The organism is Planctobacterium marinum (genome assembly GCF_020687805.1).
Taxonomy (GTDB): Bacteria; Pseudomonadota; Gammaproteobacteria; order Enterobacterales; family Alteromonadaceae; genus Planctobacterium; species Planctobacterium marinum.
In genome coordinates, this window is the sequence record NZ_JAJEWQ010000002.1 from 635631 (window position 1) to 650153 (window position 14523).

Here is a 14523-nt window from a genome sequence, read left to right on the forward strand (position 1 = left end):
CTAATACAAATATAGAAACCGAATCAGGCTGTTGCTGTCAGGCAAAAGCTCAATCCTCTTCGTGTAAAAGTAAGGAGAATACGTTGGAGAAAGTATCACATAACCAACAGCTCATCATTGAAGGAGCTGGGTGTGCTAGCTGTGTAGGCAAAATTGAAGGGGCGTTAAAGGCAACCCTTGGTGTAGTCAGTGCGGAAATGAATTTTGCTGATAGGACTGTAACAGTTTCTGGGACAGCTAAGACAGAAGAATTGATCAAAGCTGTTGAGTCTGTGGGGTATAACGCGAAGCCAATTGATGATAGCTCGGCAGCAGATGCGCTTGACGAGAAAGAAGCGGCTGATTGGGCATATTATAAAAAACTAATGCGCGATACGTTTATTGCCCTTTCACTCGGCGTTCCTTTGATGATCTACAGCATTGTGGTTGGAGAGATGACGGTTGAAACAAATCTTGAACGCATGTCTTGGCTGGTTGTCGGCATTTTAACTTTTGGTGTTATGTATTTTTCAGGTAAGCATTTTTATGTTGGCGCTTGGAAAAGCTTTAAAAACCACTCCGCTAATATGGACACCCTAATAGCTTTGGGAACAGGTACAGCTTGGCTGTATTCGATGGTTGTCGTGTTTGCACCTGACGCCGTTCCATTAATGGCACGGCATGTTTATTTTGAAGCTACCGCCATGATCATTGGCTTAATTGATTTAGGTCTGGCATTAGAAATAAAAGCCAGAGGTAAAACCTCTGAGGCCATTAAGCGTCTTATCGGCTTGCAGGCCAAAACGGCAACCGTAGTTCGTGATAGCAAAGAAGTTCAGATTGGTATTGAGCAGGTTTTACTTAACGATATTGTAAAGGTAAAACCGGGCGAAAAAATTCCCGTCGATGGTGTGGTATTGGAAGGGCACACCTCTATTGATGAGTCCATGCTGACAGGCGAGCCTATGCCTGTTGAAAAAGCCGAAGAAGATGAGGTTGTCGCTGGTACTTTGAACAAATCAGGCATGATTATGTTTAAAGCCACACGTGTTGGAAAAGACACGGCGCTTGCGCAAATCATCAATATGGTGAAACGAGCACAAAATTCTAAACCGCCGATTGGCCGCTTGGCTGATGTTATTTCAGCTTTTTTCGTTCCTGTTGTCATGATCATCTCTGTGTTAAGTGCGCTAGCATGGCTTAACTTTGGACCTGAGCCAGCAATTGCTTTTGCCATCGTATCAGCAACTACTGTACTCATTATTGCCTGCCCATGTGCTTTGGGCTTGGCAACGCCCATGTCTGTCATGGTCGGAGTAGGAAAGGCCGCAGAAGCAGGCGTGCTTATTCGAAACGGTGAAGCACTGCAAACCGCCTCTAAAATCACTGCCATGATTTTAGATAAAACGGGCACTATTACTGAAGGGGCACCTAAGGTAACCGATATTGTTTTAGCAAAAGCTACGGACGAAAAAGACGTACTACAGCTTGCTGCAAGTTTAGAGAGCGGCTCAGAGCACCCTTTAGCGCAAGCGATTGTTGAAAGTGCGTTAGATAAGGATATTGAGTTACTAAAAATTGAAGCGTTTAACGCCATTACGGGTTTTGGTGTAGAAGCAAGCTGCAACAATAAAGCCCTGCTTTTCGGAAACGATAAACTAATGAAGTTAAAAGGCATAGACCTCACTAGCTTTGTTGAACAAGCGCAGTCTTTAGCCAAAGAAGCCAAAACACCTATGTACTTTGCTGTAGATGGTGAACTTGCAGCAATCATTGCTGTTGCAGATCCTATTAAGTCAGACTCAATCTCTGCTATCAAACGACTTCAGGCTAATGGTATACGCGTCATCATGTTAACGGGTGATAACAAGGAAACCGCTGCTGCTGTTGCCAAAAAAGCGGGTATTAGTGAGTTTCTTGCTGAAGTGCTGCCAGAAGATAAAGCCAACAAGGTGAAAGAGCTACAAGAAGGCGGCGAAATTGTTGGTATGACAGGAGATGGCATCAACGATGCTCCTGCGCTAGCGTTAGCCGATGTTGGCTTCGCAATAGGCACAGGGACTGATGTAGCTATCGAAAGTGCTGACATTACCCTAATGCGTGGTTCACTTCATGGCCTAGCTGATGCCATAGCGGTAAGCAAAGCTACTTTACGAAATATAAAACAAAACTTGTTTGGCGCGTTTGTCTATAACATAGCCGGGATTCCTTTTGCTGCGGGGATTCTATATCCCTTCTTTGGCATTCTGCTTAGCCCTGTAATTGCAGGTGCTGCAATGGCGTTTTCGTCACTGACTGTAGTGTCAAATGCAAATCGACTTCGCTTGTTTAAAGCAAAAGAGCATTAAGGAGAAACACGATGATGGTAATTAACTTATTAGGCTTAGTGTTAATCGCACTGATTGTTTGGTGGTTTTGGCTATACAAACCCAATAAAACAATTGTTCAAGATAATGAAGTACTCATTGAAGTGAGGGATGGCGTGTATTCACCATCCTCAATCCAAGTGTCTGCTAGTCAACCTGTCACTCTGAAGTTTATGCGCAAAGATCAATCACCCTGCGCTGAAACAATGCTTATTCCATCATTGGAGATAAGCGAGCAGCTTAAATTAAATGAAGTTACTCAAATTACCTTATTGAACTTATCACCGGGAGAGCATGAGTTTCATTGTCAGATGCAAATGTATCGCGGTGTCTTAAAGGTTGTTTAGGAGGGTTTATGAACATGAAAAAAGTGACAGCCATTTTTGATGAAATGGTATTAGCGCGAGTAGAAGAGGCGCTACTTTCACATGGCTATAAAGGCTTTACTATCCATAAAGCGATGGGCAGAGGCGCATATGCTGATACCTACAATAGAAATCACTTATCAGCACATATAGTGATGACCATTTACGTCGCCTTCGACGATGCAGAACATGTTGCTGAAGTTTTGCTTGATGCAGCGCATACCAACGTTGAAGGAGAAGGATTAGTTAGCGTCTCTCCTGTGGATAATCTCTACTGGATAAATTCTAAGTCTGAAGCTTTAGCAGAAGATTTACGGTCAATAGGAGGCCAACATGAAAAATGAGCACCCTAAATTTTGGTCAACACCCACGGGTTGGGCTGCATTGGTGCTTATTGCCGCAGCCACCTATTTTTTAATCTTTGAACATGGACAGCATGTACTGCAATTTCTTCCTTACTTGATTTTATTGCTATGCCCGTTGATGCACGTATTTATGCATGGCAAACATGGCCACGATCATTCACATGCGCCTGATGAGAAAAAGGAAGAGAGCTTTCAAGAACTCACGGATAAAAATGCTGCCTATCGTGACGGCTACATACAAGGGTTAGAGGAAGGACGTAAGGAATTACATAAAAAGGAGAACCGTGATGAATGAGACATATGATTATGGCTTATGGTCAATGGTGATACTAAACTCAGCAATTTTTATCTTTTTTGCCTTTAGTTTTGTCAAACCAAAAACATCGACTGATTGGCGAAGTTTAGGAGCGTTCTCCGCCTTTATTGTCGCCCTATTTACTGAAATGTATGGCTTTCCTTTAACTATCTATTTTTTGTCTGGTTGGTTAACTGAAAACTATCCAGAAGTTAACTTCTTTGCGCATGAAAATGGGCACTTATTGCATACTTTCTTTGGATTTGAAGGTGATGCCCATTGGGACCCATTTCATATAGCGAGTATGGTGTTTATTGTCGCTGGCTTCTTTATGTTGTCTTCAGCATGGAATGTATTGCATCACGCGCAAAAACATCATCAATTGGCTACAACTGGATGGTATGCAAGGTGTCGCCACCCACAGTATGTAGCTTTCATTCTAATCATGTTCGGCTTTTTATTGCAGTGGCCGACCATCCCAACACTTGCGATGTTTCCAATTTTAGTCGTTGTTTACGTCAAACTCGCGAAGCGCGAAGAGGCACAAGCGATTGCTGAATTTGGTTCGGAGTACCACAGATATATGGAATCGACACCAAGTTGGATTCCAAATTTTAATAAGAACATAGAAGGTAAAAATCATGAAAACGTTAGGTAAATCAATTTTATTTGTCAGCTCTCTATTGGCGGCTACAAGTTTATTTGCTCAAAACAATGAGCATAAACATAAACGCGTGGAAAAATCTGATATGCATCAAGGCATGGCAATGTCGCATGAGAACATGGGAAAAATGCATAAAAAAATGATGGAAATGAAAAAGGAAGTTCATGCCATTAAAGCTGAAAAAGATCCTGAAAAGCAAAAGCAGATGATGGCTGAACATCACCGCTCAATGATGAAGATGATGCAATCCATGCACAAAAACATGGAAGCAATGCCAATGCATAAGCAAATCAAGATGGCTGAACATCATCTGGAAATGATGGAAAACATGATGCCTCAAATGAAAGAAAAGATGACAGAAATGAAAGGCAAAAAACAAAATCACTCTCACTCACATTAGGAGGTAAACCATGAGCGATTTAGATCATAGAGTTGGCGTTAGAGAGCAGAATTTAGTTGTTCGAAATTTAAGGCTAAGTAATGTCACAGAAGAAAACTGTGACGAGTTAGTAAAAGAAATTGATCAGCTTTTTGGTATTGATGAAGTTAGTTACAACATCAAAGAAGGTGAAATACACCTCGCATATGATGCGGCAAATATCAACCTTGATGGGATTGAGCAAGTTATTCGCAATCATGGTGCCGATGTTCATGATGATTGGTGGACGCACACTAAAGAAAGTTACTACAAATTTGTTGATCAGAATGTTAAAGACAACGCTGCTCATAAACCGTGGAGTTGTCACAAAGTTCCTCCGGGTGCAAGCCGGAAAAACAAGTAAGCTTACGATGAGCTTGCTCAGTTAATAATTTAGATGAGGAAAAAATGATGAAAACATCCAATATAAAAATTCTTTTGCTAGTTGTATTCGGTATCTTTTTGGCAGGTTGTTCCAATACTGCGTTTTATCACAAAAATATGATGAGAGGCCAAGTGGTTGAGCAGTCTACTGATCGAACTCTGATTTGTATTGGTGCTAAACATGGCGCAGAGATTGGACAAAAATATAGTGTTATTAGATTCCATGAGGAAATTGCGCCGGGTGAAGGTGATGATCCGTACACCATTGAAAAAGTGGGAACGGTACAAATTACTAAAATTGTGAATGATCACTTCGCAACGGTAAAACTCCTATCTGGTGACATTGCGGCGAAAGATATGGTGGAACTTGAAGACTAATGAAGTGGTGGCGAAAGCCACCATAGGAGAATAACGATGAAACTTAATGAAAAAGCTTTTGCGTTGGCTTGTGCCGCCGCCTTTGCCATTGTTTGGGTTGTGTGTTCAGTTCTGGTTATGGTGATGCCTGATATGATGTCCGGTATGACTGGAAACATGTTACATACTGATTGGAAAAGCATGGGCTGGCATATGTCCTTTATAGGGGTATTTATTGGTGGCTTTTTATGGGCGTTATTGATGGGGATCACTGGCTGGCTGATCGCTAAAATCTATAATATGCAATCAAGTTAGCAGAGAAGGTAAATTTTAGTGGAATTATCTCAAGGACATTATTTGAAGCAATGGTTGGGCAATACATTAATTATTGAGTTAATTGGTGAATTAACCGTTAACGGATTAAAACAATATTTGGAAGAGATTCGCGCTGAGCTATCTTCTGATAACCAGTCTGTTAATTTTATTTTGGATCTATCTTGTTTTAAGGGTGTAGTTGTTAGTAGTTGCTGTAACGTAGAACCAATATCAATGCAAATACGCTCTACTGGAGTTACTTCAGCGAGGAAAGCTATTGTTGGAGATAAGTCAAAAGTTGTTCAAATAGATATAACCGAGTTTCCGGGATGCTCTATTAATAATACTGAACACTTTAGTGACCTGAGTAGCGCGTTAAGGTGGATTCAATGATGCTTACTATTTGCCTGATTATTAAAAAGTATAAATAAAAGTAACGGATGTTAAACTAAAGATGGCATTTAGTTTCGTTCATGAACGAAATGTATTTTGTGGACTTTCGTTCACCTAATTGTTAAGGTGTACGAAAGTCACAGGTTTCGTACATATGAAAGTTGGTTTTGCAAGAGTCTCAACTAAAGAACAAGATTTGAATGTTCAACTGTCCAAGCTTGACGCTCATGGCTGTGAAAAAATATTTCAAGGCAAACAGTCTGGTGCTTCGGTTAGAAATGAAGAAAAGCTAAAGGAATTAATCGATTTTATCAGGGAAGGTGATGAAGTAATTGTTACCCGCCTTGATCGTCTAGGCCGATCATTAAAGTCTATTCTTGAGGCTATTGAAAGTATCCACAAAAAGGGCGCTTGTTTAAATATTATTGACGGCTCCCTTAATACTAAAAATGATAACCCGTTTGCCACCGCCATGATCAACCTATGTGGAGTATTCGCTCAACTTGAGCGGGATCTTATAAAAGCCAGAACAGCAGAAGGTCGTGAAGAGGCTAAGGCTAAGGGAAAACATATGGGCAGATTGCCTGCATTGTCAGACAAAGAAGCGAAAGAACTATATAAAGATAAATTATCTGGTGAATCGATTTCTGCATTAGCGAAGAAATATTCTGTTAGCCGCCCGACGGTTCATCGAACTATTGAAAGAATGGAACAGAAAAATAATAAATAAAAGGAGATGTTATGTGGTCTGATAAAGAATCAAAAATTGATTTCTTAAATTTTAATGAAACGGCTGAGTCGATTAAAGATCTTATAACTGAAAAGGAATTAATGCCTATTAGCATCGGTGTCTTTGGTGATTGGGGCGCAGGAAAATCGACGATTCTTGAACTTACCAAAGCATCTTTGGAGACTGATGAACAAGAATATATCCAAGTGCATTTCGATGCATGGACTTTCCAAGGATACGATGATGCTAAAGCAGCGCTATTAGAAACAATCGCATCGACTTTAGTTAAAAAAGCAGCGGACGATAAAAACCTAAGTGCAAAAGCGAAAGAGTTTGCTGGACGAATAGATAAGATCAGACTGATGGGACTACTAATGGATGGTGGTGCGGCATTAGCTGGTATACCAACTATGGGTGGTATACAAAAGATCATGGGACTATTCAGTGGTGGTGACGATGGTGAACTGGATGTTGATGATGTAAAAGGTGCTGTCGATGGCGCTAAGAATGTAGCGAAGAAAAACAAAGGTTTGATCAAAGATAAGAAATCATTCTCACCTCCTAAAGAAATTAAAGAGTTCCGAAAAGCATATTCTGATCTGTTAGATGAGTTTGATAAGCCACTTATTGTCTATGTCGATAACTTAGATCGCTGTTCTCCATTTAATGCCATTTCAACACTTGAGGCGATCAGGTTATTTCTATTTTTACCAAATACCGCATTTGTCATTGCTGCCGATGAAGACATGATCCGCTTGGCAGTGCCTGAGTATCACAAAGGTGCATCTCAACGACATCAAACTGATTATTTAGACAAGCTTATTCAAATTCCTGTGCATGTACCAAGACCCGGCGTTCTGGAGATAAGGGCATATTTAATGATGCTTACTGCTCAAGACCACGGCGTTACCGATGCGCAATTAGAAACGATAAGATGTGCCCTTGAAGAGTCATTAAGGCTGTCGTGGAAACAACCACAAATAACCGTTGATGAGCTACTTCAAGATCACGCAATCGAAAAGCATTCAGAACTCAGAAGTAAATTTGTAGTTGCTGAGCAGTTAGCTCCACTATTAGCTGAATCTACAAACATTAACGGCAACCCTCGCATAGTTAAGCGATTACTGAACCAAGTGAAGATGAGAAAGAAAACGGCTCACCGTCGAGGAATGCAGCTTGACGAAAAAACTATCACTAAGCTGGTCATTTTTGAGAGGTGCTTAGGCACTCAGGCTACTAACAAGCTTTATGAATTAATTGATAAGGAAAACGGATATCCAAAAGTATTAGCGGATCTCGAAAATTCAGAAGTTGAATTTGACGAAATAAAGTTACCTGAAGAGTGGAAGCTGGACTTAGCTTTTATTGATAAATGGTCAAAATTACCTCCAATGTTTACTGAGATGGATTTGACTCCAGCGGCATATCTGAGTCGAGAAAGCATTCCAATGGGCGCTGTAAATGCGGTAATGTCTGGAGCCGCTCAAAAACTTGTAGAAGAATTAATGAAGCAAAAGGTTAGGGTCAGTGGCGTTAACTCTACAGCTATTACCACAACACCGAAGGAAGAATATATGTCAGTCATGGATGGTTTGATTGAAAACTTTAAGTTGATTGGTGATTGGACCGAAAGACCAACAGGCATTTATGGAGCGGTACTACTTGCCAAGCAGGATGATAAATGTTGCTTAAGTCTTCTTACATTTTTAAAAAGCTTGCCCCGCCAAAGATGGCTTAATCCAATTTTAAAAGAACTAGAGGGAACTAAATAATATGGGTACGTCCGCATCGTCAACAGGACCGAATAACAAGAGTCCACTTATTCCATCTTGGGCAGAGCAAGGAGATCCAGTCACAATAGAACCTGCATCAGGTACTGATGGGGATGATCAAACTGGCTCTGATAATAATCAAGCTGATGATCAGAATGACAATAGCAATGATATTGACAATGACAAGGTTCAACAAGAAATCGGTGGTTCACCTACAGCAACACCGCCTCCAAATAGGTTTGCCAGTGCCAGAAGAGCATTTGGTAAATATGCACAAACAGGTGGCTCAACCTCAGATCTAAGGCGTTCATTAAAAAGTTACTCTAGAAAAGGCTCTGGCGGAGGTAAAAACACAAGCCGGAGACTAGCAAGCGGCATAACTGCTGGTTCTGGATTGCTTGGTGTCATGCGTGGCGACACCGTAACGATTAATAATCAAAGCTTGTCATTAGGTGATTTAACTGGGTTATCAACTGACCAAGCAATTGACAAAATTGCTAGTCATTTAGCACCTGATAATGCCGATTCGGATGCTGTTAGAGTTGCGTTAGATTACGCGTTAGAAGAAGCGCTACCCGATACTGAAGAATTTGATCCTAACAGTTTTACCGACGAAGTTATCCAAGAAGCCATAGGCTGTTATTTAACAGATCTTATATTTCAAGATGTTGTAGAAGGAATGGGCAGAGCTTGGTTTCACGTTGAGCCTGCAAGCAAGCATCATCAAATGGAAGTTGAATTAAGGGAATTAATAAAAGTGATCACGCAAGAGCAGTTAGACAAAGTAACTAATGGCAACCCCAGTACTATTAGCAAAGAAAATATTACTAAAATTCAAGCCGATGCTATTGCTATGACGGTTGATGAATGGGAGAGCTTTGATGACTAATTTTTATTTTAACCATGACCCAGCTAACTTGCCTGATTTTTCTGATGATTGTCATCCTGTCCAAATGTTTCATACGCATCAAAATGACATTACTAAGCACAGCTTAGTGTCAAAGCAATTGCTTCAAACAGTACGTGATTTAGGATTGCATGTAGATGCTGATGCAATAGACCTCATAACAATTGCAACCGCCGTTACCGCCGCTGATACATTTGAATTGAGGGATAATGCAGAAAATGCATGGGCTAGAAAAATGCACTTGCATGTTCCTGTTACCGATGAGGATATGTGGAATTTTGTAGAGCCTGAACTAAGTTCTTTGCTCAACTTTCTAACAGGGGACCAATGGCGATTTACGTTTGAAAAAACAACTATGGCAATGCCTGCTCCTAAAAATAGTGAGCAAGCGAAAGCAAAGGCAAAGTCATTAATTGGACTCAACTCAGTTTGCCTTTTTTCTGGTGGTCTTGATAGCGCAGTTGGTGCAATTGACATTTTAAACGGAGAGTCAGATTTAAAACCGCTTTTGGTTAGTCACGCTTATCGTGGTGATGGTGCGAAACAGGAAGATATTAAGCAATTATTATCCCCGCCATTCGGCGAATTGTCCTATTCAATGTCTCCTCACATAATTAAGCATTTAGAAGGTAAAACTGACATTAGCATGAGGGGAAGAAGCTTCAATTTTCTAGCTATGACGGTACTTGGTATATCAGCCTTAAGAAATGCTAATTGCGATAGCAGTATTGAAACCATTGTCGTCCCTGAGAATGGCTATATTTCTATAAATCCGCCGCTTACCAGAAGAAGGATTGGTAGCCATAGTACTAGAACTACTCATCCTAATTTTCTAAACAGGCTTGAATCTTTGCTTAGAGACACTGGGTTTCATGTCAAATTTGTAAATCCGTATCAATTCAAAACTAAAGGTGAAATGTTAGCGGAATGTTTTGATCAAGACGCAATTAGAAAAGCCGTTCCCTTGAGCGTTTCATGCAGTCATTGGCACAGAGAGCATAAACAGTGTGGGCATTGTGTACCTTGTCTTATTCGAAGAGCGTCAGTTTTTCATGCTGGTTTTACACAAGATGCGCCATACAAAACAAAGCGGTTGAAAGGGCTTATCAAAGAAAAAGATACGCGTGATGATCTCCAAGCGGTTCAAACTGCCATTATTCGGTTGAAGAAAACAGATAATTATCGTTCTTGGTTACGAATGTCGGGGCCGATACCGCAAGATAAACATATACGAGAAAAATTAGAATCAACTATTAAGCGAGGATTGGCAGAGGTTGAATTATTTCTCCAAGCGGATAAATCGTCATGATGGACCTTCATTGCCACGTTGATTTATATCCAGATCATCAAGAGGTATTGAACGACATAAAAAGCAGTAAGTATTACGTGCTATCAGTAACTACGGTGCCTTCAGCGTTTGAAGGTACGGTCCAGTTAACAAGTGGCATAAAACACTGCAAAACGGCTTTGGGACTGCACCCTCAACTTGCTCATCTAAGGAAAAATGAATTACCTCTATTCGATAAGCTAGTTGATAGAACTAGATATATTGGAGAAATTGGGCTGGATGGCTCAAAAGGTTATGCTGATTACTTTGATGATCAATTAGAGGTTTTCACGCATATTTTGAAAAAATGTGAAGGCTTTGATAACAAAATACTAACTATCCATAGTCTTAATGCGACAGGTGAAGTACTTGAACAACTTAAGTTATACCCCAATGCTGGTACTGCCATTCTTCATTGGTTTTTAGGTACTAAGAAGCAAGTTCTAGAAGCCGTCGAGTTAGGCTGTTTCTTCTCAATTGGGCCAGCCATGCTAACTTCAGCTAGAGGCAAGAAAGTAATATCATGGATACCTCAAGATAGGGTTTTACTTGAAACTGATGGTCCATTTGCCAAGGTAAAAGGGAAAATATTGTTTCCTTCCGATAGTGATGCTGTCATTGGTTATTTAGCTGATATTTGGGCAACTCAAAATACTGTAATAATTGACCAGCTCTCATTAAATTTTAGATGTATAGTTGCTGTAAATTGAGTAAAACAGGGCAACTTAATAAAAAGGCTTCTCTAAAAAATTACGAGAAGCCTCCAAATTAAAGTTAAGATTTGTATTTGCTATAAACAATTCTATATAGAACAGGCAAAACGACTAAAGTAAGTAAAGTCGAGGAAATAATTCCTCCAATTACCACCGTCGCTAATGGCCTCTGAACTTCAGCTCCAGTTCCGACGTTTAATGCCATAGGAATGAAACCTAAACTAGCAACCAAAGCGGTCATTAATACAGGGCGAAGCCTGATAGTTGCACCTTCGATAATAGAGTTTATTAGCTCTCCTGTTTCAAGTAATCGCTGTTTAATGAATGACAACATCACCAGTCCATTTAATACAGCTATCCCTGAAAGAGCGATAAATCCAACAGCAGCAGAAATTGAAAGAGGCATGTCTCTTAACCACAAAGCCAGTACGCCGCCTGTAAGTGCTAAAGGCACACCACTAAATATGATCAGGGCATCTTTTATTGAACTAAATGCTATGACAAGCAGTGTCAAAATTACAAACAATGTGGCAGGTACTACGATGGATAATCTTTGTGTTGCACTCTCAAGTTGCTCAAATGTTCCGCCGTACTCAAGCCAATAACCAGCAGGCAATTCAACGTTTTGTTGAATTTTTTGCTGTGCCTCTTGTACGAATGAGCCTAGATCTCGGTTTCTAACATTTGCGGTAACTACAATTCGTCGCTTACCATTTTCTCGGCTTATTTGACTTGGAACCGTTGTATAATTTAGCTCTGCAACCTCGCTTACAGGTACAAACTCACTACTACCTGTTGCGATTGGCAAATTACCTAGCTGATCAAGGTTGGCTCTCAACAGCTCTGGATATCTAACTACAATTTCAAATCGACGATCACCTTCGAATATTAACCCTGCGCCTTCACCTGACACGACTGTTTTTAACCAAGATTGTAAGTCGCTTGCATTTAACCCGTATAGCGCTAGTGCTTCAGGCTTGGGGTTAACGGTAAATATAGGCACGTCATCAACTTGTTCAAGCCGCGCATCAGCAACACCTGAAATGGTATTGAGTGTAGCCAAAATTTCTTGTGCAGAGCTGACAAGTTGGGATAGCTCATCACCGTAGAGCTTAATCCCCAAATCAGCTCTTACTCCGCTAATTAATTCGTTAAATCGCATCTGAATTGGTTGAGTAAACTCATAATTATTGCCGGGAATGGAACTGAGATCTTTTTCCAGTCTTTCAACAAAATCCGCTTTTGTTAAATTGGGGTTGGGCCATTGCTCTCTAGGCTTTAATATCAGAAAAGTATCAGTCACATTTGGCGGCATAGCGTCTGTCGCCACTTCTGCTGTGCCCGTTTTTGAAAACACCGTAACAACTTCATCATATTTTATAATTTGTTGTTCAAGTATCTTCTGCATTTCTACAGCTTGGTCAATACCCGTGCCCGGAATACGCATCGCGTGCAGTGCAATGTCACCTTCATTAAGTTGAGGAACAAATTCAGATCCTAATTTACTACCAAGTAATATGCTAAATGTCACAAGTAAAGCAGCGCCGCAAACAACTAGCCAACGTAGTTTTAAAGCCCACTTCAAAACCGGACGATATACTGACTTAGCACCGACAATTATCGGACTTTCTTTTTCGCTGATTTTGCCTTTCAAGAATAAAGCAACCGCAGCGGGGACGAGTGTGAAGGTAAATACCATTGCAGACAATAGAGCGATGATCACCGTTGCGGCCATCGGATGAAACATTTTGCCCTCTACACCCGTCAAGGTAAACAAAGGCACATAGACAATCGTTATGATCAATACGCCAAAAACACTAGGTCGTATTACCTCATTGGTAGCAGAATAAACAATGTCTAGCCGTTCTTTCAGAGAAATGATTGAACCATTTCGTTTTTGGCTTTCTGCTAACCGCCTAATGCAGTTCTCAACGATTATTACCGCACCATCGACAATCAATCCAAAATCCAAGGCTCCCAAACTCATTAAATTCGCCGAGACTTTGCTTTGAACCATGCCTGTGATTGTTGCCAACATTGCCAAAGGAATGACTGCGGCGGTAATTAAAGCGGCGCGTATGTTACCCAGTAATAGGAACAGTACAAAGATAACCAGTAGTGCGCCTTCAATGAGATTTTTCTGTACAGTGCTAATTGCTTTATCAACCAGCGTTGTCCTGTCATATAAGGGAACTATGGACACTCCTTGAGGTAAACTATTTTGGATTTCACTAAGCTTGTCACCAACAGCCAATGCCACTGAGCGTGAATTTTCTCCTACCAGCATCATTGCTGTTCCAATCACACTTTCCTTGCCTTTCAGTGATGCGGCACCAGTCCTAAGCTCTTTTCCGATTGCAACCTCGGAGACATCTTTAACTTTTACAAGTGTGCCGTCGTCGCTTTTAATAATGACGTTTTGGATGTCTTGAATAGATTGCAACTGAGCTTGTGAACGAACAAGAATTTGCTGTCCGCTTCTTTCGATGAATCCAGCCCCTTGATTTGCATTATTTCGCATTATTGCATTTGATAGCGCTTCACTGGTAACACCGAAGTGCAACATCTTTAAAGGATCAGGATTGATATGGTATTGCTTTTTATAGCCCCCAATTGCATTGATTTCCGTAATCCCTTTAACCAATGCAAGTTGTGGTTTCACTACCCAGTCATGGATCTCCCGTAACGCCATCTCATCATAGGGTAGGCCACTATTCTGCTTTGCACTTTCGTCGGCAGTTAAACTGTACATGTATATTTCGCCGAGGCCCGTAGCAATTGGCCCCATTTCTGGTTCAATGCCAAACGGTAGTTGCTCCTTAATTGCGCTAAGTCGCTCATTGATTAGGTTTCTGGCAAAATACAAATCTGTGCCTTCTTCAAATACAACAGTCACTTGCGACAGGCCATATCGAGAAAGTGAACGGGTATAATCCAGCTTAGGTAAACCCGCCAAGCCCGTTTCGACGATAAACGTGATCCGCTGCTCTGTTTCCAACGGTGAATAACCTTGAGCTTGCGTGTTTATTTGTACCTGTACATTGGTTATATCTGGCACAGCATCAATAGGTAGCTTCTGATAGTTCCACATTCCTAAAGCGATGATAAACAACGCCATTAGCAACATAGTGCCACGTCTACGGATAGATAATTCTAGTATCCAAGCGATCATA

The 14523-nt window shown here is 40.8% G+C and carries 16 protein-coding genes; 15 read left to right on the plus strand and 1 reads right to left on the minus strand.

Translation table 11 applies throughout. From position 1 onward, the window contains the following. Positions 1 to 83 precede the first annotated feature (83 nt). From LJ740_RS08150 to qatD, 15 genes are all read left to right on the plus strand, one after another. Positions 84 to 2327 (plus strand): heavy metal translocating P-type ATPase, encoded by a 2244-nt coding sequence (locus LJ740_RS08150; protein ID WP_229528898.1) that lies wholly within the window; start codon positions 84 to 86, stop codon positions 2325 to 2327. 11 nt (positions 2328 to 2338) lie between these two features. Continuing rightward, positions 2339 to 2692 carry a cupredoxin domain-containing protein gene (locus LJ740_RS08155; RefSeq protein ID WP_229528580.1) on the plus strand — a complete coding sequence of 118 codons (354 nt, stop codon included), beginning with the start codon at positions 2339 to 2341 and terminating at the stop codon, positions 2690 to 2692. A gap of 14 nt (positions 2693 to 2706) precedes the next feature. After that, positions 2707 to 3054 (plus strand): P-II family nitrogen regulator, encoded by a 348-nt coding sequence (locus LJ740_RS08160; RefSeq protein WP_229528581.1) that lies wholly within the window; start codon positions 2707 to 2709, stop codon positions 3052 to 3054. Continuing rightward, positions 3044 to 3370 (plus strand): DUF2933 domain-containing protein, encoded by a 327-nt coding sequence (locus tag LJ740_RS08165; RefSeq protein WP_229528582.1) that lies wholly within the window; start codon positions 3044 to 3046, stop codon positions 3368 to 3370. Before LJ740_RS08160 ends, LJ740_RS08165 begins: the two co-directional genes overlap by 11 nt. Next, a complete protein-coding gene (locus LJ740_RS08170) occupies positions 3363 to 4028 on the plus strand; it encodes a methyltransferase family protein (protein WP_229528583.1) in 666 nt (221 codons plus the stop codon). Before LJ740_RS08165 ends, LJ740_RS08170 begins: the two co-directional genes overlap by 8 nt. Further along, positions 4012 to 4434 (plus strand): hypothetical protein, encoded by a 423-nt coding sequence (locus tag LJ740_RS08175; protein ID WP_229528584.1) that lies wholly within the window; start codon positions 4012 to 4014, stop codon positions 4432 to 4434. Before LJ740_RS08170 ends, LJ740_RS08175 begins: the two co-directional genes overlap by 17 nt. Positions 4435 to 4444: 10 nt before the next feature. Beyond that, positions 4445 to 4816: a cation transporter gene (locus LJ740_RS08180; RefSeq protein ID WP_229528585.1), complete on the plus strand. Its 372-nt coding sequence runs from the start codon at positions 4445 to 4447 to the stop codon at positions 4814 to 4816. A gap of 47 nt (positions 4817 to 4863) precedes the next feature. Beyond that, the gene (locus LJ740_RS08185; RefSeq protein WP_229528586.1) at positions 4864 to 5214 is read left to right on the plus strand and encodes a hypothetical protein; all 351 of its coding nucleotides are present in this window, start codon (positions 4864 to 4866) and stop codon (positions 5212 to 5214) included. 36 nt (positions 5215 to 5250) lie between these two features. Continuing rightward, positions 5251 to 5508, plus strand: a complete 258-nt coding sequence (locus LJ740_RS08190; RefSeq protein ID WP_229528587.1) for a DUF5676 family membrane protein — start codon at positions 5251 to 5253, stop codon at positions 5506 to 5508. 18 nt (positions 5509 to 5526) lie between these two features. Continuing rightward, positions 5527 to 5901, plus strand: coding sequence for a hypothetical protein (locus LJ740_RS08195; RefSeq protein ID WP_229528588.1), 375 nt, complete (start codon positions 5527 to 5529; stop codon positions 5899 to 5901). Between the two features lie 154 nt (positions 5902 to 6055). Further along, a complete protein-coding gene (locus tag LJ740_RS08200) occupies positions 6056 to 6631 on the plus strand; it encodes a recombinase family protein (protein WP_229528589.1) in 576 nt (191 codons plus the stop codon). Between the two features lie 11 nt (positions 6632 to 6642). Next, positions 6643 to 8403, plus strand: a complete 1761-nt coding sequence (locus LJ740_RS08205) for a KAP family P-loop NTPase fold protein (RefSeq protein ID WP_229528590.1) — start codon at positions 6643 to 6645, stop codon at positions 8401 to 8403. A 1-nt stretch (position 8404) separates the two neighbouring features. Next, positions 8405 to 9292: a hypothetical protein gene (locus LJ740_RS08210; protein ID WP_229528591.1), complete on the plus strand. Its 888-nt coding sequence runs from the start codon at positions 8405 to 8407 to the stop codon at positions 9290 to 9292. After that, positions 9285 to 10619: a Qat anti-phage system QueC-like protein QatC gene (gene qatC / locus LJ740_RS08215; RefSeq protein ID WP_229528592.1), complete on the plus strand. Its 1335-nt coding sequence runs from the start codon at positions 9285 to 9287 to the stop codon at positions 10617 to 10619. The genes LJ740_RS08210 and qatC overlap by 8 nt, the downstream gene beginning before the upstream one ends. Next, positions 10616 to 11347 (plus strand): Qat anti-phage system TatD family nuclease QatD, encoded by a 732-nt coding sequence (gene qatD, locus LJ740_RS08220; protein ID WP_229528593.1) that lies wholly within the window; start codon positions 10616 to 10618, stop codon positions 11345 to 11347. The genes qatC and qatD overlap by 4 nt, the downstream gene beginning before the upstream one ends. A 64-nt stretch (positions 11348 to 11411) precedes the next feature. On the opposite strand, the gene LJ740_RS08225 is transcribed toward qatD, so the two are convergent. After that, positions 11412 to 14522, minus strand: coding sequence for an efflux RND transporter permease subunit (locus LJ740_RS08225; protein WP_229528594.1), 3111 nt, complete (start codon positions 14520 to 14522; stop codon positions 11412 to 11414). Position 14523 lies beyond the last annotated feature (1 nt).